The sequence below is a fragment of the Halobacillus campisalis genome (genome assembly GCF_030345335.1).
Classification (GTDB): Bacteria; Bacillota; Bacilli; order Bacillales; family Halobacillaceae; genus Halobacillus_A; species Halobacillus_A campisalis.
In genome coordinates this window covers 37729-63829 of record NZ_JAPVRC010000006.1, presented here as the reverse complement: position 1 = coordinate 63829, position 26101 = coordinate 37729, and the positions used below count along the sequence as shown (strand labels likewise).

Below are 26101 nucleotides of genomic sequence, written 5' to 3'. Positions count from 1 at the left end.
TGATGTTAAATGAATTAACTGAAATTTTTATATTATCGGAATATTCTATTAACAGGGAAAAAGAGAGTATACGCCAACAATTGGACATATACTCTCTCCCCTATTAGTTAGCCGATTCTGGGCTTGTTTTATTACTCTTTATAAGCGTACTTGTAGTTGAAATCTGCTCCCATTGGGTTAACTCCTACATCTTTAACTGAGGAACTCCAAAGGTAAGCTGTAGCTCTTTGATAAAGTGGTGCGATAACCGCATCGTCTTGAATAAGGATTTTCTCTGCTTCCAGGAAGTTTTCATAACGTTCAACTGGCTCTAGAGCTAGTTCGTCATTCGCTTCTTCGATAAGAGAATCGTATTCTTCACTTGAGTATCCAGTCTTGTTATTAGCACCGTCTGTTACCCACATATTTAAGAAAGTGTTTGGATCGATGTAGTCAGGACCCCATCCAGAGTTCTGAAGATCGTAATCCATTGCAGTATCACGGTCAAGACGTTCTTGGAAAGGAACAGCCTGTACATTTACAGTAAGTCCTTCAAGTTCTTCAAGTTGTGCTTTAAGGTAAGCATCCAAGTTCTTAGACGTTTCCGTATCTCCGCCTAAGTAGCCGATTTCTGCTTCCTCAATACCAAGTTCTTCTTTAGCTGTGGACCAAAGTTCTTGTGCTTCTTCTTTATTTGTTTCTACTAGGTCACCGTTGATTTCACGGAAGTCTTCTTCAGTCTCAGGATGTGAAGTGAAGTTATGAGGAATATCACCAACACCTGGAACTGATCCGTTGTTAAGAATTGTATCAACCATAGACTGACGATCAATTACCATTTGAATAGCTTTACGAGCATTTACATTAGAAAGAATTTCATTTTCCTGGTTCATCTTCAAGTAGAATAATGTCGGTTCTTCTTCAACACGGAATTCCTCAGATGAACGGTACTCATCTACAAATTCAGCTGTAAGACCCGTACGATCAACTTCTCCAGAATTGTAAAGGTTAACACCAGATGAAGTTTCTTTTACTACACTTACATTAATTTGTTCTAGCTGAACGTTATCAGCATCCCAGTAATCTTCATTCTTTTCAAGAGTCCAACCTTCACCCTGGTTCCACTCAGTAAACATAAATGGTCCATTTGAAAGTAGAGTATCTGCTTCTAGTGCGTAATCTTCTCCAGCTTCTTCAACAAAAGCTTGATTCAATGGAAGGAAAGTACCGAATGCAGTCATTGATTCAAAATATGGAGTTGGTTTTTCAAGTGTAACTTCTAAGGTATAATCATCTGTTGCTTCAACACCAAGCTCTTCCACCGGTGTTTCACCATCAGCGATTTCTGTTGCGTTATCAATTACTCCTCCAAGCATGTATGGTCCGTACTCAGAGCCAGTGTCTGGATCTACAGCACGCTGCCAAGCGTAGACGAAATCGTTAGCTGTAACTGGATCTCCGTTAGACCAAGTTGCATCTTCACGCAAATTGAAAGTCCAATTAAGTCCATCTTCACTAACTTCGTGATCTTCAGCAATTGCTGGTTCTGGCTGAGCGTCTAATCCAAGACGATAAAGACCGTCTGTAGTTGACCCTAACCATTGGAATGCAACGGCATCTGTTGCCATTGATGCATCCATAGTTGGAATCTCAGCAGATTCCATTAAGTTAAGTACTTGTTCGCTATCCCCGGATGATTCTTCTCCTCCGTCGCCGCCATCATCGCCGCCGTCTGATCCAGTATCTGAATCATCGCCGCCTGAACATGCTGCGAGGAACATGCTTAGCGCTAACACTAGCACTAGCAATAACCAATTTGCCTTTTTCATGTAGAAAATGACCTCCCCTAAAAATCTAAAATTTTGATGTGGCAATTTGTCCACATATCGAATTATACAAGTTTTCTAACTATTTTGCATTCCTTTTTTTCTAAAATGTTAAAGAAACCCCTTTATTATTACGTTCACATGACACAAAATAAGACTATTTACCTAGTTTATTTTACAATTTAATTGATTAATATTCTGTAATTATTCAACATGGAGAATAAATAATAACTAGGAATAACAATATGTCATATATATAAGTTTCACCTGCAGGTTATTTTGCATAGGCTATGCAATATTTTGGTTATATTGAATTTTCTGTTATTAATTTCACCTTTACTAAAGCTCAAAATGTTATACGATGGTATAATAAAGTGCGTTTTATATTCATTAAGGGTGTGTTTAATATTGATTCTATTACAAAATAAATGGGTTTTTACTGTTATCAATTTCGTTCTGATCGCCTTCATATTTTTGCTTTTTTCGTCTTCTTACGAACTAGTTGAGCTAATTGATATTCTATTTTATTTTTGCTTTTTCTACCTTTTCATAGGGTTACTTCTTTGGATTATTAAGGGTGGTTTTTTTGACGCCATAACATATAGTTTCAGAAGAGTTGCAAATCGAACGACTAAAAATAGTGATTATATGGACGACTTTGAAGAAAAACCTCTTCCGTCTAAATTTTTCAAAAGAAAAAACGTCAATTTTTTTCTTTTTCAAGGAAGCGCTATGCTCCTTACTCTGCTAATTTTATTAGCGGCTTATTACTATTAAATAGAAGAACTTGCATTGGCTTTATGTATATTCTATAATTTGAACAGGATTTAGAATATTGTAATGCGATGAAGAAGCAAAAGTAGTTATGATGGTGTCTTCATAGAGAGGCTGTGGGTGGTGGAAACAGCCAGGCACATTATGATGAATTGGGGCTTTCGAGTATATGCGTATCTCCGGCGTTAACGGAATCGAGCTGACTTTTAAAAAAAGTAATTAGGGTGGCACCGCGAACTAATCGTCCCTTCCATTAGGAAGAGATGATTAGTTTTTTTTATAAATTTTAATGAGGTGATGGAATTGAAAACAATTTTTTCTGGAATTCAGCCAAGCGGTACATTAACGCTTGGAAATTATTTAGGGGCTATGAAGCATTTTGTTGATATGCAGGATGAGTATAACTGTTATTTCTGCATTGTCGATGAACATGCGATTACAGTGCCTCAAGACAGGTTAGAATTGAGAGATAACATTAAATCTTTAGCAGCATTATATTTGGCGTCAGGTATAAACCCAACTCGTTCAACTCTCTTCATTCAATCTGAAGTACCTGCACATACTCAATTAGGATGGATGCTGCAGTGTGTCAGTTATATAGGAGAACTTGAGAGAATGACCCAGTTCAAAGATAAATCAGCCGGCGGTAAAGATGCCGTTTCTTCTGGACTTCTGACCTATCCTCCCCTTATGGCATCGGACATATTGCTATATCAAACGGATATTGTGCCTGTAGGAGAAGATCAGAAACAACACTTGGAATTGACTCGTAATTTAGCTCAGCGTTTTAATAACAAGTACAATGATATCTTTACAATACCTGAGGTAAGTATTCCAAAAGAAGGCGCAAGAATCATGTCTCTTCAGGACCCTTTGAAAAAGATGAGTAAGTCGGATACAAATCAAAAGGCTTTCATTTCAATGCTGGATGATGAGAAGAAAATCACTAAAAAAATAAAAAGTGCAGTGACCGATTCAGAAGGGATTGTAAAATACGATAAGGCCGAGAAGCCTGGTGTTTCGAATCTTCTTACGATCGAATCAGTATGCTCAGGTCAATCCATCGCTAGCCTCGAAGATAAATACCGAGGTAAGGGGTATGGAGACTTTAAGGCTGGAGTAGCTGAGGCCGTCGTTAATGTTCTCATACCGATTCAGGAGCGGTACGCCGAACTTATAAATTCAGAGGAATTGGATCAAATATTGGATCAAGGTGCTGAAAATGCTTCGTTCCAGGCTGATAAAATGCTTGCTAAAGCAAAAAAAGCTATGGGATTGGGCCGCGTTAAAAAGAAAAAGTAAAAATTAAAGCCAGAATTGAGTATAGACCTCAATTCTGGCTATTTAAATGCTGGGTGCTTTTTTGATTTTCTGATTGCCACATCGTTTCAAAAAATGGCTGGCCCTTTATTAGTTTTCCACAAAGATCTTCATGCTGCTGGCTCCATCCTTCAATAGCTCCGTAATAAAGACGGTGCCATGCCGATTCCGCGGTCAATCCTTTTATTATTCCATATTGGGAAGGATCCCACTCTGTCAGCCAATACCCTACTTCTTCTGGATGATCCGAGTGTCTTAAGTGATCAAGAGCCATCATCAATAATTGTTTCAGCTGGCGCTCTCTCCGAGTAAGTCCAGCCATTTTTTCTGGAGACAATGAAAGAATATGATATTCTTTAGGTGCCGGATTCTCTAAATGGTAGATGGATGCGCGTTTTCCTTCCACCATATCAAAAACTAGTCGTTCCTGCCTTGGAATGAGCCGGCTTTTTTTCACTGGAAGAGAATAACCTAATGTATCGAACACTAATACACTTTTCCCGTCTGTGACAACAGCTGCATAATCGATTGTTTTTCTTTCTTGATTTTTCTTCATATATGTCCGTTTATGAACATCATCTAACAGACCCTTCGGGAGCTCCTGGAGATCATTCTCGATGAATCTAAATAATTCTTCTTCAATGACTAATAACGGTATTTGATCAACGAGTTCAATTCCATCTTCTTTACGCCATTCATGAAAATGACAAACATTGTATCCATTTTCTTCTCCTTCGAACCAATTCACCCATAAGTCATGCATGTATAACATAGCGCAACCTCTCTTTCTTACCGTAAGCTCTTTAGGTTACATTATGACCAATGCTGGGTTTTTTATTCTTATCGCCCAACATTTAGTAAATTATTCTTTCATACATATAAGGGCGAGCAAACTGAGGACGAGCCCGCTGGGAAACAGATAACATTCAGGTCGCGTTTTTACTAATAAAAGAAATTCCACCCAAGTCAAGCCTGCTGGAACAAGGTTCAGATAAGTGATAGTTACAGTGCCTCCCGCAACAGATAGACCAAAACCTATCAGTAATAGCATCCACTGCCACATGGCTCGTCCTCCTCTACTTTAGTTTATGTACAAGGTGCGAAGCCATGCCTCTCATTATCCGGGAGGTTCCTACATAATTCCTCTTTACTTAACCATCAATAACAGGTAAATTTAATAAAGGAGTTTTGTTAGAAAGGAATGGTTTTTTATGACAAATAAGCGCTCCTTACGTATTCGACGAAAACGTAAACGCAAAAAACGCATTTTTATAGCTGTTTTATTCCTTATGTTTCTTACTGCTGTAAGTTATACAGGCTATGAATATATGATGGGAAAACAAGACTCTCAAGGGAAGGTATCTGGTGATGACGGAACTACCGCTCTTGATGAAATGTCCAGTAAGTATAAAGATGAATTTAACGGGGTAGAAAGCCAAAACGGAAAAACAAATGTCCTGTTACTAGGAGTCGATCAGCGTAATGATGAGACACCACGTTCTGACACCATTATGGTCGCTCAATACGATGAAGAAGGCAATGTAGCTAAAGTAGCTTCTATTATGCGAGACACGTATGTGAGAATACCCGGACATGATTATAACAAGATCAATGCAGCCTTTGCTTTAGGCGGTCCTGAGTTGATGAGGCAGACCATTAAAGAAAATTTCGGCGTAGATGTGGAATATTACTCTATAGTAGATTTTAATGGATTCACTCAAATTGTAGACACATTGGCTCCTAGTGGAGTGGAAGTAGATATTGAAAAAAATATGCAGTATAAATCCGGGGATACAAATATTGATCTTCAACAAGGAACACATGAACTTGATGGTGAAGAACTTCTTGGTTATGCCAGATATCGCAGTGATTCACAAGGTGATTTCGGCAGAGTTCAGCGCCAGCAGGAAGTCCTTAAATTATTAAAAGAGGAGGCTGTTTCGTTCAACGGAGTGATGAAGGCACCTCGTTTGCTTGGTAGTCTTCAGCCGTATATAGATACGAATTTCAGCAGCGGTAAAATTTTGGACTTAGGTAAGGATCTCATTTTTAATCCTTTAGATGATATTGAAACATTCAGCCTGCCTGAGGAAGGAAACGTTTGGAACGAAAGAAAGGAATACCCTATCGGTTTAGTCCTAGCCCACAATGAAGAAGAAAGCGCGAAAGCCATACAAGAATTCTTAGAGTAAGCATATTTAAAGCACCTGACTTTTGTGGTCAGGTGCTTTAAATTTTTGGGGAACATTTGTATTTTTTGATTCGACTATTGGGAGTGGGAATTCCTCCATACGGGAGTAAAATTCACCCGCGAGTAATTAAAGACAATTGAAGTATTTCAACCGTTGGCTTAATTATTCCATCCTAAACGACTATTTCACAAAAAAAACGGGCAAAATATTGCCCGTTTTAATACTTATCCATTATATTTTTGAAAAATCAAAGCAGCATTGTGACCGCCGAAACCAAGCGAGTTGCTCATTACGATGTTTAGCGCTTGAGTCCTTGCTTCATTCGGTACATAGTCCAGGTCACATTCTGGATCCGGGGTTTCATAGTTGATGGTTGGCGGTATAATTCCTTCATTAATAGCTTTTAAAGATATAATTGCTTCTACTGCGCCTGCCGCCCCAAGCAAATGTCCTGTCATAGATTTAGTAGATGAAATCGCTAATTTACTCGCATGTTCTTTGAACACTGATTTAGCTGCGATTGTTTCAAATTTGTCGTTGAGGTCTGTAGATGTACCATGTGCATTTAAATAATCTACAGAATCTGCTGGTATTCCGGCATCCTCTAAAGCTTGTTCCATAGCTCGGCTTGCACCTTCCCCTTCAGGAGCTGGAGAAGTCACGTGATAAGCATCTCCTGTAGAGCCGTAACCGGTAAGCTCTCCGTAAATTTTCGCCCCGCGTTTTTGGGCAGACTCCAGGGATTCAATGACAAGTATTCCTGCCCCTTCACCCATAATAAATCCGTCACGGTTTTTATCAAATGGACGACTCGCTTTGGCAGGGTCTTCGTTCAACGAAAGAGCTCTTGCCGATGCGAATCCTGCAAATGACATTTTGTTCATCGGGGCTTCTGTGCCTCCTGTGATCATTATGTCTGCATCTCCACGCTGAATAACCTTAAAAGCATCTCCTATCGAGTTGGCACCTGAGGCACATGCCGTAACCGTACAAGAATTGATACCTTTCGCCCCAAGGGCAATAGAAACTTGTCCTGCAGCCATATCAGGAATCATCATCGGGATAAAGAACGGGCTTACACGACGATATCCTTTTTTCTGAAAGGTCTCGAATTGAGACTCATACGTATTCATTCCACCAATTCCTGAGCCAATCCATACGCCTGTTCGGTTGGCAATGCTTTCGTTGATTTCAAGTTCTGCATCTTCTACAGCCATTTGGGAAGCGACCATAGCATATTGTACGAAAGGATCCATTCGACGCAGATCTTTCCGATCAATATAGCCTGAAGGGTCAAAATCTTTCAATTCTGCCGCTACATGCACAGGATAATCCTCTTTATTTACTTTCGTGATTTCCCCTACACCAGACTTTCCTGCTTTGATACTTTTCCACATTTCTTCAACTGAATTACCGACAGGAGTCACTGCGCCCAGACCGGTAATTACAACACGTTTTTTTTCCATTACACCATTCCTCCTTCGTTACTTACCCCATCTGAGTGCAACAGCACCCCAAGTAAGGCCGCCGCCGAATCCGACGAGTACAACCAAATCGTCATCTTTGATTTTACCTTCTTTCACGTCTTCTGACAAAGCGAGCGGGATGGACGCGGAAGAAGTATTCCCATATTTGTTCACTTTTACAGACATTTTTTCAGCTGGGATTCCTAACCGTTCTCTAGCAGCCTCCATAATACGAATGTTCGCCTGGTGAGGAACTAGGTAATCTACGTCCTCTTCCTTCAATCCGATTTTCTTCACGACGTTAACGGAAGACTCCGGCATTTGACGTACAGCAAACTTAAATACTTCTCTCCCATTCATATGAAGAAACTCTTCCTGATATAGGTGTTGCAGTCCACTGCCATCTGCCCCTAGTTCAAAAGATAAGATACCTTTACCATCACTTACCGGTCCAATGACAGCGGCACCCGCTGCATCTCCGAAAAGCACGCACGTATTACGGTCTTCCCAGTTTGTGATTTTTGAGAGCTTTTCCACACCTACTACTAGTACGTTTTTATAAGCACCTGTATCGATATACTGCTTCGCTGTAATGACGCCATACATAAATCCCGCACAGGCCGCACTTATATCCATACTAGCGACTTTACGCGCACCTAATTTATGCTGAAGCATAGTAGCTACAGATGGAAACGGATGGTCAGGTGTAACTGTGGCTACTAATATTAAGTCAATCTCCTCTGCAGTCATCTCTGCATCCTCGAGAGCATTTTTTGCCGCTCTATACGCCATATCTGAGGTATCCATATCATCCTCTGCAATACGCCGCTCTTCTATACCTGTGCGAGAGCGAATCCATTCATCACTTGTATCTACGATTTTTTCCATATCTTTATTTGTCAGCACTTTTTCAGGGGCATAGTGCCCTGTTCCAATGATTCCAGCGTTCATATATTCATCCCCTTAAAGGTATTATCTTATAGCAAATCTTATGACTTGGTACTAATTTTAATTCATATTCTCACAATAGGCAAGTCTTTGAACCACGTAAAAACACAGGTGCAAAAGCCCCTGTGTTTGAAAGTCAAGTATTTGTATTTTATATCGAACTCGGTAAAGTTTATCGATTCATCGTGTGAATCAGCCAAATTCTTTCTAGCAGTTCAGATAGTTGATCAGCTTCTTGTGACCGTTGGAATGTTACATCCTTTATGTCAGTTAAATCCCCTTGCTCAAAATGCTCCATTACAGGATCTAAAAAATCCTCGATGTAAACTGCATTGTTTTCCATAATCCAGAATTTAAGATCATCGATCGTTTCTATTTGTTTATCCTCCATTTCCATCCATTCACCATATAGTGGTGGTACTTCTATTTTTATTTCATGGACTGAGGCTTTTTCTTGAAATAATATAAAGTTTTCATCTGAAACGAAAATTTGTGGATCTTCTCTGCTGGAATGACTGTGATTTTCACGTTCTTCTATTGTATTAAAGTGCTGGAAGTGACTGTTCCGCCCCACATACATATATAATTCTTCTTTCTTCGGATGATTGATCTCATCTACCCCCACCACCTCATGACCTCTATGAAGAAGATGTCTTGCACAGTGATAGCCCGACCAGTGGAAGCAGTTTAAAATGACAACTACCATACCGATGCCTCCTCCCTTATTCCTTTTATACTATTCGCCTGTACGATTATTCATGCTACTAAAGCGATTGCATATTTATTTTTTAATAACCTTCTGGTAGAATGAACAAAGAATGTGTAAAATGAGGTGAGTAATATGCGGATGATTTGGACCGTACTTTGGGCATTTTTGTTAAGCTTTATGACAGCATACGTTGTCAGCAACATGGCAGGTACAAGCTTTTCTTTTCTACAAGTGATAATCATGACAATTTTATTCAGCGTTGCCGCAATCGTACTTGGTGAAGGTGTTATTAAGGAAGAAGCATAGGACCTTTAAGAAAACGTTGCTACCTTACCATACGTAGCAGCGTTTTTTCTTTTGTTCTTAACATTCGTTTTAAAGGTGTGATATTACATAAAATTAACCGTACATATAAATAAACAGCACTTCGAATGAATGTATTTGCACGTTTAATCAAGGGGGACAAGCTTTAATGGAACAACTATGGCTGATCATTAAATACTTATTTCTGGGGATATTTCAAGGCTTCACAGAGCCTATACCTATTTCATCGAGCGGGCATTTAGTCATATTACAGGACTTAATGAATTTACAAATTGAAGGTTTGCAATTTGAGGTAATGGTGAATTTCGGATCTTTAATAGCTGTACTCATCATTTATCGCGAAGATATTATACGTTTATTCAAGAATGGCATCGGTTTTCTTATTACAAGAGACGAACGTCAAAAAGATGATTTCAACTTTGTCATATACTTATTGATCGCAACAATTCCCGCTGGGCTGATCGGGGTCCTTTTCAAGGATTCTTTTGATAGTCTGAAAGGGATGACACAGGTTGTCGGGATTACGTTGATCATTACTGGTCTTGCCCTATGGCTGATCCGGAATCTGCGCGGTAGGAAAGGCGACGGAATGTTAACGTGGAAAGATGCGCTCATCATTGGTTTTGCCCAGGCTGTCGCTCTCGTGCCAGGAATAAGCCGCTCAGGGGCTACGATTGTAGCTGCTATGTTATTAGGCACTAAGCAGCAAACAGCGCTTCGCTTTTCGTTTCTATTATTTATACCCGTAAGTTTAGGGACGATGCTCCTATCTATCGGTGATTTGCTGGAGGATGATCTCGCTACTTTATGGCCAAGCTATCTTGTCGCTTTCATTGCGTCAATCATCGCTTCATATTTTTCATTAAAATGGTTTATGAACATCATGGCCGAAGGAAATCTCAAATATTTTGCCATTTACTGCTTCGTCGTAGGTGGGCTCGTTTGGATGTTTTTGTAATCAAGCGAGGATATCAACTATGAAAAAACCACAATAATAACATAACTGATACACAAAAAAGCTGTCTCTGCTTAGGAATACATCCTAACATAGAGACAGCTTTTTTATCCTCCGCTTACTGGCGGGATAAAAGCAATCACGTCATTTTCCTGAATAACATCGTCACTTGCCGCGAATTCTTCATTGATGGCCGTCATTGACTCATTGATTTTAGCAAGTCCATATTCCTGCGCAACAAATTCCTTTACTTGTTTGACGCTTTTTCCTGAAACATCTAATTCAATCGATTCTTTACCTGCTTTTTCCTGAAGCGCTGCAAAAAATAAAATTTTATTCAAATTAAATCCTCCTCTGACGGCGTTCCTTTTCTATACGATTTTGTTTCGAGTTGGTTACCGATCCATTCTTCCCCATCTTCCCAATGTTCTTTCTTCCAAATAGGTACGATTTCCTTGATACGCTCAATTGCATAGCGGCTGGCTTCATAAGAGTCTCCTCGATGAGGTGAGGATACAGCAATCACAACTGCTATATCTTCAATATCCAGTTTGCCGACCCTATGGGTGATCGCTGTTTTTGTTTCAGGCCATTTTTGATTGATTTCTTGACCGATTTCAGCTAGTTTAGCTTCAGCCATTGCAGCGTATGCCTGATATTCTAAGTACAATGTCCGCTTCCCTTTTGTAAATTCACGCACTGTGCCTATAAACGTATTGATAGCCCCGGCATTACGACTGGAGACTAAGCTTACAGTCTGTTCAATTGAGATCGGTTCTTCTGTAATGGAAAACAACTTACTCACTATGGTGATCCCCTTTTATGATGGAATATAGTTCTTCGATATTTTCTGTCCAATGATGGATCGAATAGACAGGCACCGGCCGGGTAATTAAAATATTATCTTCCCAAGTTAAAACCACTTGGATATTATCCAAATCTAAAAGCTCCAAGTCTTCATTTTTTTTAATGATCACAGCTTTCGGATACGTCGCCTTCTTATAGCCCTCCACTAATATGAGATCAGGTTCTAAGAAGCTGTACCATTTCACCATTTTTTCTAAAGAAAGTGATGATTTCATTTGCATCTGTACTTCATCTGCACCTGTCACACTCGTTATAAAAGCTCCATTTTCATGAAGGCGCGCACTGTCATTAAGCCTGTGTGCTTCGTCCAAAGGAGTAGTATGACCGTGATGTTTTACAACAGCCACTCTATCCCCCAGTTGATCTCCGTAATGGATTAACTTCTCTAATGTCGACGTTTTTCCGCTTTTTTTATAACCTACAACTTGAAAAATGGGAGGATGTGCCATAAGTGATGCTTCCCTTCTCGTACAACTTATCAGCTTATTAAAAAAACCCCCGCCGAAGTGGAAGGGGCTTTCAATTCATCAAATCAATCTGGAATACCTAGCGCAATTTTTGCGTAACGACTCATGCGGTCTTTCGTCCAAGGCGGATTCCAAACAATATTAACATTGACTTCATTGACCTCTGGCAGGTCTGCAAGACAACGTTTCACATCTTGTTCAATATGACCAGCTAATGGGCAGCCCATGGCAGTTAATGTCATTGTCACAGTAGTATTACCGTTCTCATCCATATCGGCTCCGTATACAAGGCCTAAATTGACGATATCAATACCAAGTTCTGGGTCAATTACATTCTCAAGGGCGCCCATAACATTCTCTTCTAGTGCAGTATCCATAATAGTACCCCCTTCTTGTTACTTCAACTTCTATTATATACAAAATTCCTGCGAGATTAAACCACGAACGTCTAAAGAACAATTTCCAGCCAGTTCACCATCTCATTAACCCCAAAGCGAGTGACTTTATGATCCACACCAGCCTCCCTTAAAAAACGAATCTTTTCAGGGTTTTTATACGTTCCTACAATTTCGTTATAGAAATCATACGAATGTTCAAAAGGCACAACAGGATCTGCGTCACCGTGCCAAAAAAATAAAGGCCTCTCTCTAAGCTTATCAGAATTAGCAGAAAGATCGATACTGTGCAAGGAACTATATAGAACATTCAGCTCAGTTTCCGTAATTGGAAGCTGAAGTCCAGTCTTTTCTACATCTTTTATAAGTTTCTTTGCAAAGTCGACAGGTTTAGGAGAACCCATCATGACGGCTGCGGCCTGAATCCATGGATACATAGTAAGGGCTGCACTAGTTGTGACACCGCCCATTGAAGTACCTCCCACACCAAACCTTTGATTTAAAATTAGATCCCTCTGATCGAGCACGTCCTTAATATCTTGTAGATCTTTCAAATTTTGATACACTATGTCCCAGAATTTAAAACTTAGTTCTTCTTTTGATAATACATCTGTACGTTCCCCATGGTAGAGGCTGTCTGGCAGTATGACGCGGTATCCTTTATTTGCCAATAAATAGGCCTGGGGAAGATTTTGTTCTTTAGCTGAAGTGAAACCATGGAAATATGTAAACACTGGGAGTGGCTGATCATATTTTTGAGAATCTACAATAACTAAAGACGGAATGTGTTTTAGCGTTTCGCGATATATGCCAATCATTATTTGGTTCCCTTCTTTCAATCTTTACATGCTTCCTATACTAATTTACATGTTATTTTGTATAATTTACATCGTAACATTGAGAATAAAGGATGGAAAGTATTAGGTCTTTCGATTGTAATATCTTTGCAATACTCACGTTTAACCGCTACACTGGACTATAAATGAGGTGAATTAGGATGACAAAACAACATTTAATTGCATTAGATTTGGATGGAACTTTGCTTACAGATGACAAACAAATAAATCCACAAACAAAAGAAGTTGTGCTTGATGCGATGAATAAAGGACATGTAGTCTGTATTGCTACAGGTCGTCCACATCGAGCAAGCATCGATTTTTATAAAGAATTAGGTTTGAACACCCCTATGGTAAATTTTAATGGAGCATTGATCCATCACCCCAACAATAAATACTGGGACGCGTTACATTCTCCTTTATCTATTCGTACCGCCCACAAAATAATTCATAAATGTCATGAGTTGGGAGTCAAAAATATTCTTGCAGAGGTCAAGGATTCCATTTATTTAGACCAGCACGATGATGAAATCATGAAAATCTTCCAAACAGAGGATAACAACCCTGTTACAGTCGGCAGGCTTCAGCAAAATTTAAAGGATGATCCGACCTCTCTTTTAATTCATCCTGAAGAAGAAAAAATCAAAGCTTTACGTAAAGAATTGGATACCCAGGCTGAATTTATCGAACACCGAAAATGGGGAGCACCCTGGCATGTAATTGAAATTGTGCGTGCAGGTATGAATAAAGCGGTAGGGCTTCAGAAAATCGCTCATTATTATCACATCCCTAAGGAGAGGATCATTGCTTTTGGGGACGAAGATAATGATTTGGAGATGATTGACTATGCAGGTGTAGGCGTAGCGATGGGCAACGGCATTGATGAACTGAAAAAAATGGCAAATTACGTGGCAGGAACTAACGAAGATAATGGCATCGGAGAATTTTTGACGGAATATTTAAAACTTAATCGTAAAGCCATGTAAGTCAATTTTTACCTTGAGTATATGTGAAGTACACAGCCATACTAAGCTTGGACGCAAAAAGCGTTCAGGCTTTTTTTATGACAGGAGGCTGTGTCATGGATAAGCAAAACAAAGAAGAAAAACGTTGGACTGAAGTTCGTCCTTTTCAAGAACGCGATATGGAACCCAAGAGGCTTTCAGATGCGAACCGTAAGGAAATAGAAGCAGACCAACATACTGTAGGAGGGTTTTAAATGGAGAATTCCCTATTTGAAAATGCACGTAACGCTGTCAATCGTATGACTAAGAATCGCAACAAAAACGGTCAAGAGCCTAGTCAGCAAGATATGCAAGCAGCTAAACAAGCTATTCAATCTGCATATAGCCAATGCTCTCAAGAAGAGAAGCAAGAGCTACAGCAGTTAGAACAAAAGCTTGAAGCTGAACACAACAGCATGCGTTAAATCATTTTAAGACCAGACTTTAATTAGTCTGGTCTTTTTTTAAAAACTTTAACAAAGCCAAACTTTTCATGTCCGATAATAAGAAGACTTTAGAACAATTGCATAAATAGCATGGCCTATTAACCAATACGTGATAGCAGTCAGATCAAATAACCCCGGTGTCTCTTTAATGGCGAGAGCAGTCAAGGGAAAATAACTGGTTGCCGCTCCTCCTGCAAGAATAAAAGCTGCGATCCACTGCCTTTTCATTGTTACTTTAATCTTCTTCATGAAAAGGTAACAAAATAAGACACCTATTCCCCAGGAGATGATCATATGAAAGAGCCACTCTATATAAACAGGCCAATGGATATCTCCAATCACTGGGATGAAATCTACGTTCATCAGCAAAGTATACACCTTAATTTCTGTGACCAGTTCCACAATCCACATGTATAAACCTAGAGCTATCCCAGAGGTTGTGCCTATATATACGCCCCATTTAAACATCATTCATCCCCCGCAAGTAATTTAATAAGCTTCTTGTTTTCTAAGTTCCCTTAACAAATCTTCTAAAACAGAAATCAGCTCATTACAACCACTCGGTTCTTCGATAATACGGAAATATAACGCTCTTAGAAAATGCTTACTGTTATTAATAATGATTTCTTCAGCAGGATCATTCCAGCCTTTACGTTCATATATAAGAGTTTTCAGCCACTCAGCTCTTTCGTCTGGTTCAATCTTATCGAACATAGCGATTAACGCAGTAACCATCCGTTCTTCTTCATCGAATAGATAAGGCTGATCAATTAGGAACTGTTCGCGGATAATGGGTAGCATATCTCTCACTTCTTGTGTAGTGATCTCTTCGCAGGAAGCAACATTATATAACGCATCTGCAGCATTGGCCATCGCATGCGCCCACCCTTTGCCATCAATATATCCACGGTGGTCTTTCTCCTGCTCCATATACTTTTTTAAGTTGTCCCACACCCGATGTATTTCTTGTTCGGAAAGAAACTGGTTTTCACGGTGTTTCTTCATAATAGGGGAGATGAGTCTAACCGAAACACTTCTTCTGAATACGGCATTCTCTTCTTTATTGGACGTTTTAATTCGGTAAAAAAGATAGTTTTTATTTAATACAGATCGCAGAATATTTTTCAGTTGTTCCGCATTGTAATAATCACGCTTTATGAAATTAGAAAAAATCATATAAACCAATTCTTCACGCAGCACAGGATCAGGTGATCCGATCTTTTGTAACATGAGCGTCGTAAGTTCTGAAAGATTCTGGTTTTCAGATAATCTATAGTCATTGTCTTTTATAGGCTGTAATACATCAATTAGTCTAGTTTCCATTTCATACCTCCCTGAAATCGTTCATATTGTAACACACAATCAAGATAAAAAAGAAACAAGAAGCTGTGAGTTTAGAGTTGGTTCGTTTTCTGCTAAAATAAAAACTGAAAGAATAAGAGGAGGAATACTGAATATGGCTATTACCGTAGATGAAACACCAAACCCGAATGCACGTAAGTTCACTACTGAATCAATGATTTTCCAAGGAGACGGCAGCGTGTCTGTTATGCCTGGTCAAAAAAGCGAATATGAGATCATGAACCAGCTCATGGAACTGGATGGCGTAGACAATGTCTTTGGATTCCAAAACTTCATCACCGTCAACAGACTGCCTGACGCAGATTGGGAAGTTCTCACAGCTAAAGTTGAAGGTATTCTAACAGAACACGGTTATTAAAAGAAGGCTGACCTTAAGAGTCAGCCTTCTTTATTATTGTGCATCGAAATTATCTAAGGGGACAAAATTCATTTGTGTAGGCTGTCCTTCCTCATCTTTATTGAACATCGTCATGATCAGTGCACCTCTATTAGGCAAATCTTCTTCAGGAATAGTGACCTCTGTTTTAAAAGAGGACCATTCTGCGCCTGGATCTTCCACCTGAACAGCTTCTTCCTCTATCAGCAAGTTGTGACCATCTTCCACCATATAGAAAAACTGTCCGTCTATAGCATTCACTTCACCTGATACCGTGTAGCTTCCGTTTTCACCTTCTAAAGTTAGATCACGGAAAGCTTCTTCATTATCTCCTTGTGATGTCTCAAGCTCTTCATCAAGTTCTTCAGCCTCTTCTGAGCCGGATGAGGTTTCTCCCCCTTGACCGATTGTAGTTTGTTTAGAAATTTCAAAGGGTTTTGACTCAAAAGGCTGGTCATTTATAGAAGTTACAAGAAACGTCATGGTTACATTATAATCACCTGGAGGCAATTCTTCGTTCACTGTTTCATTAGCCTCAAGTTTCTCTCCAGGTTCAAGCTCCTCCATAGTAAGCTGTTGGGTGAAGGCCTGACCCTCAGAATACTTATACACTTCTTCTCCATCTTGATTCTCTACGATTACATCGTATTTCAAACTAGAATTAAAGCCCAGGATCACTGGTTCTTCTGCATCGTTCGTAATGGAAAATTCAGCCATTATTCCATCTTTTCCCTGAACAACCTCAGCCTCAAAAGTAAGCTGTTCAATCAAAGCTACAATATTATCGGAAGGCTCTTCCGATTCAGAATTGGAGGTTTCTTCTGTCTCATTATTATTATCTGTTTCACTCTCACTAGCGTCATCGCTATTGGAGCATGCCACGAGAAAAACTGTTAATACGCCTGCGATTATGGGGTACCATTTCTTCAGTTTTTACACACCCTTTTTAATTATTTGTCATCTTTCCTGAAGAATCCAAAAATGCCTGTTGTTTGCACTATATTTGTGAACGCCTGTGGATCTACTTCAGAAATTATACTTTGTAAGTCATATAACTCATATCTAGTTATAACCATCACCAGCATATTTTTATCTTGCTGAGTAAATGCACCTTTTGCCGGCAAGGTTGTAATTCCGCGCACCATTTGAGAATGGATCGCTTTTTCCAAATCTGCAGCCTTTGTGGTGATGATCATAGCTGTCAGTTTTTCATGACGAGTGTGAATAGCATCAATAACACGGGTTGTTACGTATAGCGTCAATAATGTGTAGAGCGCATTTTCAGGGGAATAAAGAAGTCCCGCTACAGCAATAATCAAACTATTTATGATTAAAAAATAAATTCCGATAGGACGATCTCTCATACGCGATAAAATCATCGCTACGATGTCAAGACCACCAGTAGAAGCACCCCATTTTAGTGTAATCCCTACACCAAAACCGCCGATAACACCGCCAAATACCGCATTTAGAATTATATCTTCTGATAATTGGACGACAGGGATGACTTCAAGAAATAAAGTAGTGAAACCTACTGATATAATACTATAGATTGTAAATCCTTTCCCTACTTTAAACCAGCCTAGTATAGCAACTGGTATGTTAAGTAATAGCAAAATTAAACCTGTACTTACGCCAGGTACGTTCAGAAAATCTTGAAAAATACTTGTAAGCAACTGAGCGACACCAGTAAAGCCGCTAGCGTAGACATTAGCTTCAATAAGAAATAAGTTCAGTGATAAAGCATTGAATACTGCACCTACTAGTACGATTAAGATTCGTTTAAATTCAAAGGAAAACATGTCAACCTCCTATTCTGCATTAAGCGCTATCTATTTTTTATCACCGACACCGCCTAAAATCAAGTCATATCTTCAGCGTCTCCCAAGTTCGACGGCTTATAATCATCAAGAATAGTTAGATATCTCTTTACTAACTCCTTTCATAAGCCTACACTAAAAGGAAATAATACAATTGATTGGCAGGTGAAGATATGAACGTCAAAATTTTAACCGATTCCGCTAGTGACCTATCATCCGAGACTTTACATAAACTCAATATTGACTGTTTACCTCTCGGTGTGACGATCAATGGAAAAGAATACGAGGATGGAAAAACGATCACACCAAAAAAGGTATATGAAATGATGAAAAATGGAGAAGCACCTAAAACATCTCAAGTATCTCCTCAAGCCTTCCGAGATACTTTTCTAAAGTATGTGAAAGAGGACCAGCCCTTCATTTATTTCGCATTTTCTTCTGAGCTCTCTGGGACTTATCAGACCGCTAAAATGATTGGAGAAGAAGTAAAAGAAGAATATCCTCATGCAAAATTTGAAGTTTTAGATACAGAAGCTGCCTCGTTAGGTTATGGTCTTATTATCATGAGGATCGCAGAATTAGCTGAACAAGGAAAAACATTTGAAGAAATCGTTGAGACTGGCAAGTACCATGCAGAACATATGGAACATATTTTCACTGTAGACGACCTTGAATATTTATACCGTGGTGGTCGTGTAAGTAAGACGGCTGCATTTGTAGGAAGCCTTCTTAGAATCAAACCACTCCTCCACATGGAGGATGGCAAGCTTGTCCCTTTAGAAAAAATACGCGGAGCAAAAAAAGTATTAAAACGAATGGTTGAAGTTATGAAAGAACGCGGTACTGCATTGGATCAACAACGAATAGCTATCAGCCACGGAGATGATGTTGAATCGGCTGAATTGCTGGCTGAAATGATTAGAGATGAATTCGGCACGAAAGACATTCATATCGACATGATCGGGGCAGTCATCGGCGCCCATGCAGGTCCCGGTACCATCGCTTTATTTTTCCTTAACGAAGAACCTGTATAGTTACAAAAAGCTGCTTATATCGGCCTTAAGGCCTTTATAGGCAGCTTTTTTCCAGAGTTTTGGAAGTGTTTTAAACCCGGGTCTTTGGGTGACAAGTCTTCATCAAGCATGCCACATGCATTATCAACATATGTAACTTGTTCTCGTATTCATTCCTTATTTTTTAAACTGATCACAATAACTGCTGTAACGAACAACAACAGTACTCCCCCGACAAACCCAATGAACAGCCAGTTTAATCCTTTGTCTTCTTCAACAACAAATACATCTGCTGTTTCTCTTTCCATCCCGAGTTTATAAACACCTTCTCCATTTTGCCTTACGACACCATCCTCTAGAAGACCACGCATTTGCTGGTCATCCGGCAGCTCAGTCAAATCCACCGCCTGTGTCCTCGGGGAGTTATTCATAGCGATAACCATCGTTTCTTCCTTATAAACCCTTTTAATAACAGCTAATCCATCACTATTGAATAATTCTTCATAAGTCCCTCTTCTCAGGACCGGGAACTCTTCTCTCATCGAGTTCAATTTCTCTATGTGCTGTTTTAATTCTTCATCTCCGCCTTTGAAATTCATCATTTTAAGATTATCGGGAGGTTCACCTCCATCTAGTGGAACCTCACTTCCATAAGTTAGAATGGGATACCCCGGAGAAGTGAACATATGAGTCAAAGCAAGTTTCCAGCGAGTTACGGGATTGCCCCCCTCTTCCACTGCAACTCTTGTAAATCTTTTTGTACTAGGATCATCTAAATAATGACCAAGCAGTTCAGGGTTCTCAAAATTCTGTAGGCTGGACTGCCAAACCTTAAATAATGAATCTAGAGAGGCATCTGTATGGTTAAAAGAACCTGAAGCAGCTTCATAAAACGGATCGTTAACAAAACTGTCTATACCAGCAGATTCGTAAGCCTCTATGTCATCAGGGTCCTCTACATTAACATCACCTATTAAAATGAAATCATCATCCAATAATTTCAAGGATTCATTGAATATGGATAAAAACTCCTTGGAGACTTGATTTATAGAACTGAGCCTGAAACCATCCACACCCGTTTCTTCCTTCCAAAACTGAGCCGCTTCCGTTAATTGGCTTTGCACCTCGGGGTGGTCGGTATTCAAACGGGGCAAATTAGAAAGCCAAGTATTTTCTACACTTGCCACATCATTTTCTTCCATAGCTTCTGAATCAAAATATTTGTCCTCTTGCCCGCTTTCTTCAAGCCAAGGATGTTCATTTCCTGTATGACTGACCACAAATTCAAAAATTACTTTAAGGTCACGGTTGTGAGCTTCCTCTACAAGCCTCTGTGCATCTTCTATCGTTCCAAAATGCCCCTCAACTTGCATAAAGTCATCTATCCAATAGCCATGATAGCCCTCTTCCGTGTTTTTCATAATCGGACTTAACATAATAGAAGTAAAACCCATTTCTTCTATGTAATCAAGCTGGTCGATAACACCTTGCAAGTCGCCGCCATGGTAAGCTTCCGGGTTATCCTTATCTACCTCGTAATCGTTTTCAGTATTCCCGTTCATAAAACGATCGACCATAATATAATACATACTTTCGTCTTGCCATCTTCGTTCTTCTTTTTCAACGGCTTCAGTTTCAAAGGCGTAAAAAAGAAGAAACGGAATGAACATGAGAACCATTGTAAGTTTTCTCATCTCCCGCTCCCCCTTATTCTATAACATCCACCTTTAAGGTTATCCCTTTGTACCTCCACCCGTCAATCTAGAAATGAAATCTCTTTGTAATGTTTAATGATCGTTCATTTTAGAACGGAGATTAGATGAGAACGAATGAATATTCTTTCAAAAAGCTGTTATTATGTAACAGTCTATTTTAAAGGTGGTTGTTGATATTGATAAGTTAGTTATTCAACAATATGGCAGGATAGTAGAAGTCTTGGTTTCGAGATAACCTGGGTTCGTTGCCGTATTGAGAGTCAGGTGTGGTTGGGAAGCTACTCGCTTTCCTGTGGGGGAAGTGGCGAGCTTCCCCGGGCTGAAACCCAGTAGAATCTCTGCTTTTCCGTCATCGGGGTGAGTAGAAGGTGGTTTTAGGAATGGACTCGCTTTCCGTGGGAGTGCAGTGAGCTTCCTCAGGCTGCCGCCTTCCGGGATCTCACCAATCACTCTCATCCCACCTCTTACACCTTAATAGTCTAGGGCGTGAATCCGTTCATATATCTCAGGGGGAGCTATCCAGCTCCAGCGCTTAGCGGCTACTGAGACTTCCTTCACTTCTGTACGATAAGTCAACATCGAATCACTCCGTTCTTCGTGTTTCCTTTATCTCCGTCAGCTCCGTCCAGTCCATACGCCGCTGACCAAAGCGCTTCCGCTTTCAAAGGTAGGAGTCTCGCCCATTCCAAAAACCACCTAACTTATATTAAGAGACGGAACTAAGAAATGAGAAGCAAAAAACTCTCTTATACCAACGCTTTCCAACCAAACTCGTGTATTCGAGCTTCGACGCATAGCGGTTTAACGAGACTTCCTTCATTTCTGTACGATAAGTCAACTTCGACTTCCTTCGTGCTTCGCGTTTCCTTTATCTCCGCCAGCTCCGTCCAGTCCATACGCCGCTGAACGAATTTACAAAAGGAGTCTAGCAGCTTCCCAACCAGCCCATTCGATGGAGCTGAGAAACGAATCCTTGTTTAAAATGAGGATATTTTATATGTCTATCAGGTGAGAAGATAGCGTTTTACTTCAAGGTTTTTAACATAGGACAGTTGTTATGAAAATCAGCAAATGTTTGCTTTTTTTGAAGTGGTTTCGAGATACTTATATGGTAGAGGAGCGGAGGGAAACGGTGAGACTCCTGGGGGAGGAGCGGGACAGGTGAGACCCCGGAGAGCGAAGCTCGAGGAGGCTCAGCGCCCGCCCCCCGGAAAGCGATCCGTTTCCCGGAGCCCTATATTCTCATGATGTCTCGAAACTGAGTCTTCCACTATAGGGAGCTTATATAAATATCAACACGGAACTTTAACAAAGCCATTATGTAATAAAACCGCACTCTATGAGCGCGGTCAAATCAGTTTATTTTTATTCGATAAACAGTCAGCCAATAGTTGATTTGGCATAAGTGGGCAATCAATTGAGGTCCCGTCATTAACTGGCCGAACCATGGGGTGCTAATCGCTTTACCTTCAGATTCATTTAATTGCTCAAGAGCTTTTCGATCAAATAAATTGAATATGGGTGCATTAGGCTGGCTGAGTATTTCTTTCATCCAAACCGTTACTGCTTTCGTATAGTCGGGGTGGAAAGTTTTTGGATAAGGGTTTTTCTTGCGGTGCAATACTTTATCAGGCAAAATGCCATGTAAAGCCTGACGCAATAACCCCTTTTCCTGATTACCAAAATGCTTCATTTCCCAGGGAATATTATAAGCATATTCCACGATCCTATGATCACTGAAGGGAACTCTCACCTCAAGACTCGCTCCCATACTCATTCGGTCTTTCCTTTCCAGAAGCGTTTGCATGAACCAGTTCATGTTCAAGTAAAGCATTTGACGATGTTTTGAAGCCGATTCCGTTTCCCCATCCAGCAGTGGAGCTTCCCCAATAGAATTTTGGTATCTTTTGAGCATATAATTTTCTAAATCAAATCGTTGAACGATATCTTCTCTAACCAGATTTTCCCTCTCTGAGATCGACCGTATCCAGGGGAAACCTTTTCGATCACGGTCTTCTTTGCGATAAAACCATGGGTACCCTCCAAATATTTCGTCAGCACACTCTCCTGATAGAGCAACAGTCACGTGGTTTTTAATTTTTTCACAAAACCACAGAAGAGATGAATCTACATCGGCCATTCCTGGCAAATCTCGCAATTCGACTGACCTTTGCAACCTTGAAACTAAATCTTCAACACTTGCTTCCAATGTGAAATGCTTTGTCTTGTGCTCTTTTTGAACTAGCTGAATGTAAGTTAGATCGCGATCCGGTTGAAATGCATTAGATTTAAAAAACTTTTCCTGTTCTTTGTAATCGATAGAGAAGGTTTTTAAATTACCTAAATTCTCTTTTTTGTAATAATTTGCGGCTATGCTTGTAATTGCGCTGGAGTCAACTCCTCCTGAAAGAAAGGTTCCTAGCTTCACATCACTGACAAGCTGTCTCTGTACTGCATCAGTAAACAAACCCCTGACTCGTTCTACGGTCTCTTCCCACGTATCCTTATGTTCACGGCTTTCTACATTCCAATAACGTTTTTCTTTGAAAGCTCCCGCACTCCATGTAGCATAGAACCCCGGTCTCACTTCATGGATACCATCAAAAACCCCATGTCCCGGCGTACGAGATGGTCCTAAAGTAAGAACCTCCAAAATCCCTTGCTCTGATATACTGGCGTCTTTATCTGGATGGGCAAGCAGCGCTTTTATTTCTGAAGCAAATGTAAGTCCACCATTTTGTTCATTGTAGAATAGCGGTTTTACACCGAGCCTATCCCTTGCAATAAATAAACACTGCTTATTCACTTCCCAAACACTGAAAGCAAAAATGCCATTGAATTTCTGGACGCATTGTTCTCCCCACTCTATATAACTAAGAAGGACGACCTCAGTATCGGAGTGGCCTTGAAAAGTCCATCCTTTTGCTCTCAATAACTTGCGCACGTCTTCTGTATTATAGAGTTCGCCGTTATAGCACAGAATATATTCCTCTCCATTCGATTGACGTACCATTGGCTGGACTCCGCCTTTGGGATCGACCACTATCAAGCGCTGATGCCCAAATCCAGCCTGCTCCCTCACCCACTTTTTATAAGCATCTGGTCCTCTATGTTCAATAGTCTTTGCCATTTGATCCACGATCAACGAGCGTTCCTCTTCTCTTGCAGGAGACCCCACCCAACCTACAAATCCACACATAACATGTCACCATCCCTTTTACTTTAGAACCCTTAACTTTAGCTGAAAAAAATAAGCTAAGAGCAAAAAAAGCATCGTAATAAACGTTATGTAAGATGACAAGACTTTTATGTGATTTTTTTACGTAAAGACTTAAAATTGTCAATCTGTTGAATTGAATAAATGTCAAACGCAGATGAAGGAATGACTTAATATATCTATAAATATAAAAACAGAATCATGCATTAAAAATTTTCGAAATTTATATTGACTTTATCAGTGAGAATGATTATCATTTTAATTGATAAGAGTTATCACTCGTTCCCCCAATAACGGTGATACAACAGTCATACAAATACCCCTTGTTTTTGTCATAAAAAAGCCTGCATGTCCAAGACATGCAGGTTCCTTTTTTATGCAGGCAGTATACCCAGCGGCAAGAAACCGAATCCAAGTACGATAGCAATAACTGCCGCTATTAGAAGCTGAGCCCACCATACTCCCACCGGCTTTTTCTTCTTGAACTTGATAGTAACCATTTCCATCGCTGCAATCACCCATAGCCCTACAAGAACTTTAATGATGATCAAAGCTCCATACGTTGCGTAGCTTGCGAACAGTGAGCCCCCAGAATATAAAATGAGTAAATAATCGGCTCGCAAAATCATGTGAGATATTTTCGCTGCTTTTTCATTTCCGCTTCTTGTAAACGTTGTGGCTAGTCCTACGAGAACAAAAGCAATTACCCAAGAGGTAATATGTAAATGCGACATGATCCTTCCTCCTTATACATAAAGCTTCCTTAATGATACCATGTGAGTTTCATATTTTCCTATAAAAAGCTTGAACTTCAATTTTTGAATTAGTAAGAAAATTGTTACAAAACCTGTTATACTGGACGTGGAGTTTTCAAATGTAATTGGAGGGATATCATGACTATAAATAGCCAGGAGATTATTGATCAAACGCAGGAATATGGTGCGAAAAACTATCACCCCTTACCGATTGTAATATCAAAAGCTGAGGGGGTATGGGTGGAGGATCCTGAAGGTAACCGGTATATGGATATGCTTAGCGCATATTCAGCAGTAAACCAGGGTCATCGTCATCCAAAAATCATACAGGCTCTCCAGGATCAGGCATCTCGCGTAACTCTTACTTCTCGTGCTTTCCATAACGACCAGCTCGGTCCATGGTATGAGAAAGTATGTAAATTAACAAATAAAGAAATGGCTCTTCCCATGAATACAGGGGTTGAAGCAGTTGAAACGGCGATCAAAGCGACGAGACGCTGGGCGTACGATGTAAAAGGCGTTCCAGACGGCCAGGCTGAAATCATCGCTTGTGTAGGCAACTTCCACGGCCGTACCCTTACTGCAGTGTCTTTATCTTCAGAGGAAGAATACAAACGGGGCTTTGGCCCATTGCTACCTGGAATTAAAGTTATTCCTTACGGGGATATTGAAGCTCTTAAGGAAGCGATCAATGAAAACACAGCAGGTTTTCTATTTGAACCGATTCAAGGTGAAGCCGGCATCGTTATGCCTCCTGAAGGATTCCTAAAAGAAGCATATGAGCTTTGTCAAAAGGAGAACGTCCTTTATATTGCGGATGAAATCCAGGCAGGACTGGGCCGCAGCGGTAAAATGTTCGCCTGTGACTGGGAAGATGTTTCACCAGATGTACTAATTTTAGGAAAAGCACTTGGAGGCGGAGTCTTCCCGATCTCGTGTGTTGTAGCCAACAAAGATGTGCTAGGAGTTTTTAATCCAGGCTCCCACGGTTCAACATTCGGAGGAAACCCATTGGCTTGTGCAGTATCAGTCGCTGCGCTAGATGTCATTGAAGAAGAAAAGCTTGCCGAACGCTCCTTAGAATTAGGAACTTACATGAAAGAAGAGCTTCAATCCATTGATAATCCTAAAATCAAAGAAATTCGCGGCAGAGGGTTGTTTATCGGGGTAGAAATGACGGTACCTGCCCGCTCATATTGTGAACAATTAAAAGAAAAAGGACTTTTGTGTAAAGAAACACATGAGAATGTGATTCGTTTCGCTCCTCCTCTGACGATTGATAAATCAGATTTAGACTGGGCGATTGAGCAAATTAAAGATGTTTTAAAATAAAGA

Annotated in this window: 29 protein-coding genes and 1 other annotated feature; of the genes, 11 read left to right on the top strand and 18 right to left on the bottom strand. The window is 40.1% G+C overall.

The genetic code is table 11. The features are described 5' to 3' along the window. Positions 1 to 131: 131 nt before the first annotated feature. Positions 132 to 1808 (bottom strand): peptide ABC transporter substrate-binding protein, encoded by a 1677-nt coding sequence (locus tag O2Q26_RS13130; protein WP_289216332.1) that lies wholly within the window; start codon positions 1806 to 1808, stop codon positions 132 to 134. A gap of 348 nt (positions 1809 to 2156) precedes the next feature. Between O2Q26_RS13130 and O2Q26_RS19070 the strand changes: the two genes are divergently transcribed. Continuing rightward, positions 2157 to 2582 carry a DUF3899 domain-containing protein gene (locus tag O2Q26_RS19070; protein ID WP_352232247.1) on the top strand — a complete coding sequence of 142 codons (426 nt, stop codon included), beginning with the start codon at positions 2157 to 2159 and terminating at the stop codon, positions 2580 to 2582. A gap of 59 nt (positions 2583 to 2641) precedes the next feature. Further along, positions 2642 to 2831, top strand: a binding site (T-box leader). A 51-nt stretch (positions 2832 to 2882) separates the two neighbouring features. Next, a complete protein-coding gene (gene trpS / locus O2Q26_RS13125; RefSeq protein ID WP_289216331.1) occupies positions 2883 to 3881 on the top strand; it encodes a tryptophan--tRNA ligase in 999 nt (332 codons plus the stop codon). Positions 3882 to 3909: 28 nt separating this feature from the next. On the opposite strand, the gene O2Q26_RS13120 is transcribed toward trpS, so the two are convergent. Beyond that, a complete protein-coding gene (locus O2Q26_RS13120; protein WP_289216330.1) occupies positions 3910 to 4671 on the bottom strand; it encodes a YjbA family protein in 762 nt (253 codons plus the stop codon). A gap of 90 nt (positions 4672 to 4761) precedes the next feature. Beyond that, positions 4762 to 4962, bottom strand: a complete 201-nt coding sequence (locus tag O2Q26_RS13115; protein ID WP_289216329.1) for a YuzI family membrane protein — start codon at positions 4960 to 4962, stop codon at positions 4762 to 4764. 148 nt (positions 4963 to 5110) lie between these two features. Between O2Q26_RS13115 and O2Q26_RS13110 the strand changes: the two genes are divergently transcribed. Then, the gene (locus O2Q26_RS13110) at positions 5111 to 6091 is read left to right on the top strand and encodes an LCP family protein (RefSeq protein WP_289216328.1); all 981 of its coding nucleotides are present in this window, start codon (positions 5111 to 5113) and stop codon (positions 6089 to 6091) included. A 224-nt stretch (positions 6092 to 6315) separates the two neighbouring features. On the opposite strand, the gene fabF is transcribed toward O2Q26_RS13110, so the two are convergent. The 3 genes from fabF to O2Q26_RS13095 all read right to left on the bottom strand — a co-directional run bounded on the left by fabF (position 6316) and on the right by O2Q26_RS13095 (position 9211). Continuing rightward, on the bottom strand, positions 6316 to 7557 hold the full coding sequence (fabF, locus tag O2Q26_RS13105; protein WP_289216327.1) for a beta-ketoacyl-ACP synthase II: 1242 nt from the start codon (positions 7555 to 7557) through the stop codon (positions 6316 to 6318). 18 nt (positions 7558 to 7575) lie between these two features. Then, the gene (locus O2Q26_RS13100) at positions 7576 to 8508 is read right to left on the bottom strand and encodes a beta-ketoacyl-ACP synthase III (protein WP_253935978.1); all 933 of its coding nucleotides are present in this window, start codon (positions 8506 to 8508) and stop codon (positions 7576 to 7578) included. Positions 8509 to 8677: 169 nt separating this feature from the next. Further along, positions 8678 to 9211 carry a hypothetical protein gene (locus O2Q26_RS13095; RefSeq protein ID WP_289216326.1) on the bottom strand — a complete coding sequence of 178 codons (534 nt, stop codon included), beginning with the start codon at positions 9209 to 9211 and terminating at the stop codon, positions 8678 to 8680. Between the two features lie 135 nt (positions 9212 to 9346). Here O2Q26_RS13095 and O2Q26_RS13090 point away from each other — a divergent pair, with 135 nt between their 5' ends. After that, entirely contained in the window at positions 9347 to 9520 is a 174-nt protein-coding gene (locus tag O2Q26_RS13090; protein ID WP_253935980.1) for a YjzD family protein, read from the top strand. Positions 9521 to 9686: 166 nt separating this feature from the next. Next, positions 9687 to 10496, top strand: a complete 810-nt coding sequence (locus O2Q26_RS13085; protein WP_289216325.1) for an undecaprenyl-diphosphate phosphatase — start codon at positions 9687 to 9689, stop codon at positions 10494 to 10496. Positions 10497 to 10600: 104 nt separating this feature from the next. Here the strand turns inward: O2Q26_RS13085 and moaD are convergent, their stop codons facing one another. From moaD to O2Q26_RS13060, 5 genes are all read right to left on the bottom strand, one after another. Beyond that, entirely contained in the window at positions 10601 to 10834 is a 234-nt protein-coding gene (moaD, locus tag O2Q26_RS13080; RefSeq protein ID WP_289216324.1) for a molybdopterin converting factor subunit 1, read from the bottom strand. After that, complete coding sequence (locus O2Q26_RS13075) at positions 10831 to 11301, bottom strand: molybdenum cofactor biosynthesis protein MoaE (protein WP_289216496.1); 471 nt, start codon at positions 11299 to 11301, stop codon at positions 10831 to 10833. Before O2Q26_RS13075 ends, moaD begins: the two co-directional genes overlap by 4 nt. Continuing rightward, on the bottom strand, positions 11291 to 11809 hold the full coding sequence (mobB, locus tag O2Q26_RS13070) for a molybdopterin-guanine dinucleotide biosynthesis protein B (protein ID WP_289216323.1): 519 nt from the start codon (positions 11807 to 11809) through the stop codon (positions 11291 to 11293). Before mobB ends, O2Q26_RS13075 begins: the two co-directional genes overlap by 11 nt. An 83-nt stretch (positions 11810 to 11892) precedes the next feature. Beyond that, positions 11893 to 12204 carry a metal-sulfur cluster assembly factor gene (locus tag O2Q26_RS13065; protein WP_253935984.1) on the bottom strand — a complete coding sequence of 104 codons (312 nt, stop codon included), beginning with the start codon at positions 12202 to 12204 and terminating at the stop codon, positions 11893 to 11895. Between the two features lie 71 nt (positions 12205 to 12275). Next, the gene (locus O2Q26_RS13060; RefSeq protein WP_289216322.1) at positions 12276 to 13040 is read right to left on the bottom strand and encodes an alpha/beta fold hydrolase; all 765 of its coding nucleotides are present in this window, start codon (positions 13038 to 13040) and stop codon (positions 12276 to 12278) included. Positions 13041 to 13219: 179 nt separating this feature from the next. Here O2Q26_RS13060 and O2Q26_RS13055 point away from each other — a divergent pair, with 179 nt between their 5' ends. From O2Q26_RS13055 to O2Q26_RS13045, 3 genes are all read left to right on the top strand, one after another. After that, positions 13220 to 14044, top strand: a complete 825-nt coding sequence (locus O2Q26_RS13055) for a Cof-type HAD-IIB family hydrolase (RefSeq protein WP_289216321.1) — start codon at positions 13220 to 13222, stop codon at positions 14042 to 14044. Between the two features lie 95 nt (positions 14045 to 14139). Beyond that, on the top strand, positions 14140 to 14277 hold the full coding sequence (locus O2Q26_RS13050) for a hypothetical protein (RefSeq protein WP_253935987.1): 138 nt from the start codon (positions 14140 to 14142) through the stop codon (positions 14275 to 14277). Continuing rightward, complete coding sequence (locus tag O2Q26_RS13045; protein ID WP_289216320.1) at positions 14278 to 14487, top strand: DUF3813 domain-containing protein; 210 nt, start codon at positions 14278 to 14280, stop codon at positions 14485 to 14487. It abuts the gene before it with no gap. A 66-nt stretch (positions 14488 to 14553) separates the two neighbouring features. On the opposite strand, the gene O2Q26_RS13040 is transcribed toward O2Q26_RS13045, so the two are convergent. Then, a complete protein-coding gene (locus tag O2Q26_RS13040) occupies positions 14554 to 14976 on the bottom strand; it encodes a hypothetical protein (RefSeq protein WP_289216319.1) in 423 nt (140 codons plus the stop codon). Between the two features lie 21 nt (positions 14977 to 14997). Next, a complete protein-coding gene (locus O2Q26_RS13035) occupies positions 14998 to 15831 on the bottom strand; it encodes a DUF2785 domain-containing protein (protein WP_289216318.1) in 834 nt (277 codons plus the stop codon). Between the two features lie 133 nt (positions 15832 to 15964). Between O2Q26_RS13035 and O2Q26_RS13030 the strand changes: the two genes are divergently transcribed. Then, entirely contained in the window at positions 15965 to 16228 is a 264-nt protein-coding gene (locus tag O2Q26_RS13030) for a NifU N-terminal domain-containing protein (RefSeq protein ID WP_253935991.1), read from the top strand. 33 nt (positions 16229 to 16261) lie between these two features. Here the strand turns inward: O2Q26_RS13030 and O2Q26_RS13025 are convergent, their stop codons facing one another. Both O2Q26_RS13025 and O2Q26_RS13020 read right to left on the bottom strand, forming a co-directional pair. Further along, a complete protein-coding gene (locus tag O2Q26_RS13025) occupies positions 16262 to 17128 on the bottom strand; it encodes a BsuPI-related putative proteinase inhibitor (protein ID WP_289216317.1) in 867 nt (288 codons plus the stop codon). Positions 17129 to 17196: 68 nt separating this feature from the next. Beyond that, entirely contained in the window at positions 17197 to 18048 is an 852-nt protein-coding gene (locus tag O2Q26_RS13020; protein ID WP_289216316.1) for a YitT family protein, read from the bottom strand. Positions 18049 to 18239: 191 nt separating this feature from the next. On the opposite strand from O2Q26_RS13020, the gene O2Q26_RS13015 reads away from it, so the two are divergent. Beyond that, positions 18240 to 19100 (top strand): DegV family protein, encoded by an 861-nt coding sequence (locus tag O2Q26_RS13015; RefSeq protein ID WP_289216315.1) that lies wholly within the window; start codon positions 18240 to 18242, stop codon positions 19098 to 19100. A 149-nt stretch (positions 19101 to 19249) separates the two neighbouring features. Here the strand turns inward: O2Q26_RS13015 and O2Q26_RS13010 are convergent, their stop codons facing one another. The 3 genes from O2Q26_RS13010 to O2Q26_RS13000 all read right to left on the bottom strand — a co-directional run bounded on the left by O2Q26_RS13010 (position 19250) and on the right by O2Q26_RS13000 (position 24745). Beyond that, on the bottom strand, positions 19250 to 20773 hold the full coding sequence (locus O2Q26_RS13010) for an alpha-amylase family glycosyl hydrolase (RefSeq protein WP_289216314.1): 1524 nt from the start codon (positions 20771 to 20773) through the stop codon (positions 19250 to 19252). A 1375-nt stretch (positions 20774 to 22148) separates the two neighbouring features. Further along, positions 22149 to 23993, bottom strand: a complete 1845-nt coding sequence (gene asnB / locus O2Q26_RS13005; protein WP_289216313.1) for an asparagine synthase (glutamine-hydrolyzing) — start codon at positions 23991 to 23993, stop codon at positions 22149 to 22151. A gap of 392 nt (positions 23994 to 24385) precedes the next feature. Beyond that, positions 24386 to 24745: a YisL family protein gene (locus tag O2Q26_RS13000; RefSeq protein WP_289216312.1), complete on the bottom strand. Its 360-nt coding sequence runs from the start codon at positions 24743 to 24745 to the stop codon at positions 24386 to 24388. Between the two features lie 159 nt (positions 24746 to 24904). On the opposite strand from O2Q26_RS13000, the gene O2Q26_RS12995 reads away from it, so the two are divergent. Beyond that, positions 24905 to 26098: an ornithine--oxo-acid transaminase gene (locus O2Q26_RS12995; RefSeq protein ID WP_289216311.1), complete on the top strand. Its 1194-nt coding sequence runs from the start codon at positions 24905 to 24907 to the stop codon at positions 26096 to 26098. Positions 26099 to 26101 lie beyond the last annotated feature (3 nt).

Excerpts from the sequence above, each read along its gene's own strand:
- O2Q26_RS12995 (WP_289216311.1), top strand. The coding sequence starts at position 24,905 with ATGACTATAAATAGCCAGGAGATTATTGATCAAACGCAGGAATATGGT.
- O2Q26_RS13090 (WP_253935980.1), top strand. The coding sequence starts at position 9,347 with ATGCGGATGATTTGGACCGTACTTTGGGCATTTTTGTTAAGCTTTATG.
- mobB (WP_289216323.1), bottom strand. The coding sequence starts at position 11,809 with ATGGCACATCCTCCCATTTTTCAAGTTGTAGGTTATAAAAAAAGCGGA.
- O2Q26_RS13035 (WP_289216318.1), bottom strand. The coding sequence starts at position 15,831 with ATGGAAACTAGACTAATTGATGTATTACAGCCTATAAAAGACAATGAC.
- asnB (WP_289216313.1), bottom strand. The coding sequence starts at position 23,993 with ATGTGTGGATTTGTAGGTTGGGTGGGGTCTCCTGCAAGAGAAGAGGAA.
- O2Q26_RS13055 (WP_289216321.1), top strand. The coding sequence starts at position 13,220 with ATGACAAAACAACATTTAATTGCATTAGATTTGGATGGAACTTTGCTT.
- O2Q26_RS13095 (WP_289216326.1), bottom strand. The coding sequence starts at position 9,211 with ATGGTAGTTGTCATTTTAAACTGCTTCCACTGGTCGGGCTATCACTGT.
- O2Q26_RS13085 (WP_289216325.1), top strand. The coding sequence starts at position 9,687 with ATGGAACAACTATGGCTGATCATTAAATACTTATTTCTGGGGATATTT.
- O2Q26_RS13030 (WP_253935991.1), top strand. The coding sequence starts at position 15,965 with ATGGCTATTACCGTAGATGAAACACCAAACCCGAATGCACGTAAGTTC.
- O2Q26_RS13045 (WP_289216320.1), top strand. The coding sequence starts at position 14,278 with ATGGAGAATTCCCTATTTGAAAATGCACGTAACGCTGTCAATCGTATG.
- O2Q26_RS13040 (WP_289216319.1), bottom strand. The coding sequence starts at position 14,976 with ATGTTTAAATGGGGCGTATATATAGGCACAACCTCTGGGATAGCTCTA.
- O2Q26_RS13110 (WP_289216328.1), top strand. The coding sequence starts at position 5,111 with ATGACAAATAAGCGCTCCTTACGTATTCGACGAAAACGTAAACGCAAA.
- O2Q26_RS13020 (WP_289216316.1), bottom strand. The coding sequence starts at position 18,048 with ATGTTTTCCTTTGAATTTAAACGAATCTTAATCGTACTAGTAGGTGCA.
- O2Q26_RS13065 (WP_253935984.1), bottom strand. The coding sequence starts at position 12,204 with ATGGATACTGCACTAGAAGAGAATGTTATGGGCGCCCTTGAGAATGTA.
- O2Q26_RS13015 (WP_289216315.1), top strand. The coding sequence starts at position 18,240 with ATGAACGTCAAAATTTTAACCGATTCCGCTAGTGACCTATCATCCGAG.
- O2Q26_RS13115 (WP_289216329.1), bottom strand. The coding sequence starts at position 4,962 with ATGTGGCAGTGGATGCTATTACTGATAGGTTTTGGTCTATCTGTTGCG.
- O2Q26_RS13060 (WP_289216322.1), bottom strand. The coding sequence starts at position 13,040 with ATGATTGGCATATATCGCGAAACGCTAAAACACATTCCGTCTTTAGTT.
- O2Q26_RS13120 (WP_289216330.1), bottom strand. The coding sequence starts at position 4,671 with ATGTTATACATGCATGACTTATGGGTGAATTGGTTCGAAGGAGAAGAA.
- fabF (WP_289216327.1), bottom strand. The coding sequence starts at position 7,557 with ATGGAAAAAAAACGTGTTGTAATTACCGGTCTGGGCGCAGTGACTCCT.
- O2Q26_RS13130 (WP_289216332.1), bottom strand. The coding sequence starts at position 1,808 with ATGAAAAAGGCAAATTGGTTATTGCTAGTGCTAGTGTTAGCGCTAAGC.
- O2Q26_RS13050 (WP_253935987.1), top strand. The coding sequence starts at position 14,140 with ATGGATAAGCAAAACAAAGAAGAAAAACGTTGGACTGAAGTTCGTCCT.
- O2Q26_RS13100 (WP_253935978.1), bottom strand. The coding sequence starts at position 8,508 with ATGAACGCTGGAATCATTGGAACAGGGCACTATGCCCCTGAAAAAGTG.
- O2Q26_RS13010 (WP_289216314.1), bottom strand. The coding sequence starts at position 20,773 with ATGAGAAAACTTACAATGGTTCTCATGTTCATTCCGTTTCTTCTTTTT.
- O2Q26_RS19070 (WP_352232247.1), top strand. The coding sequence starts at position 2,157 with ATGTTATACGATGGTATAATAAAGTGCGTTTTATATTCATTAAGGGTG.
- O2Q26_RS13000 (WP_289216312.1), bottom strand. The coding sequence starts at position 24,745 with ATGTCGCATTTACATATTACCTCTTGGGTAATTGCTTTTGTTCTCGTA.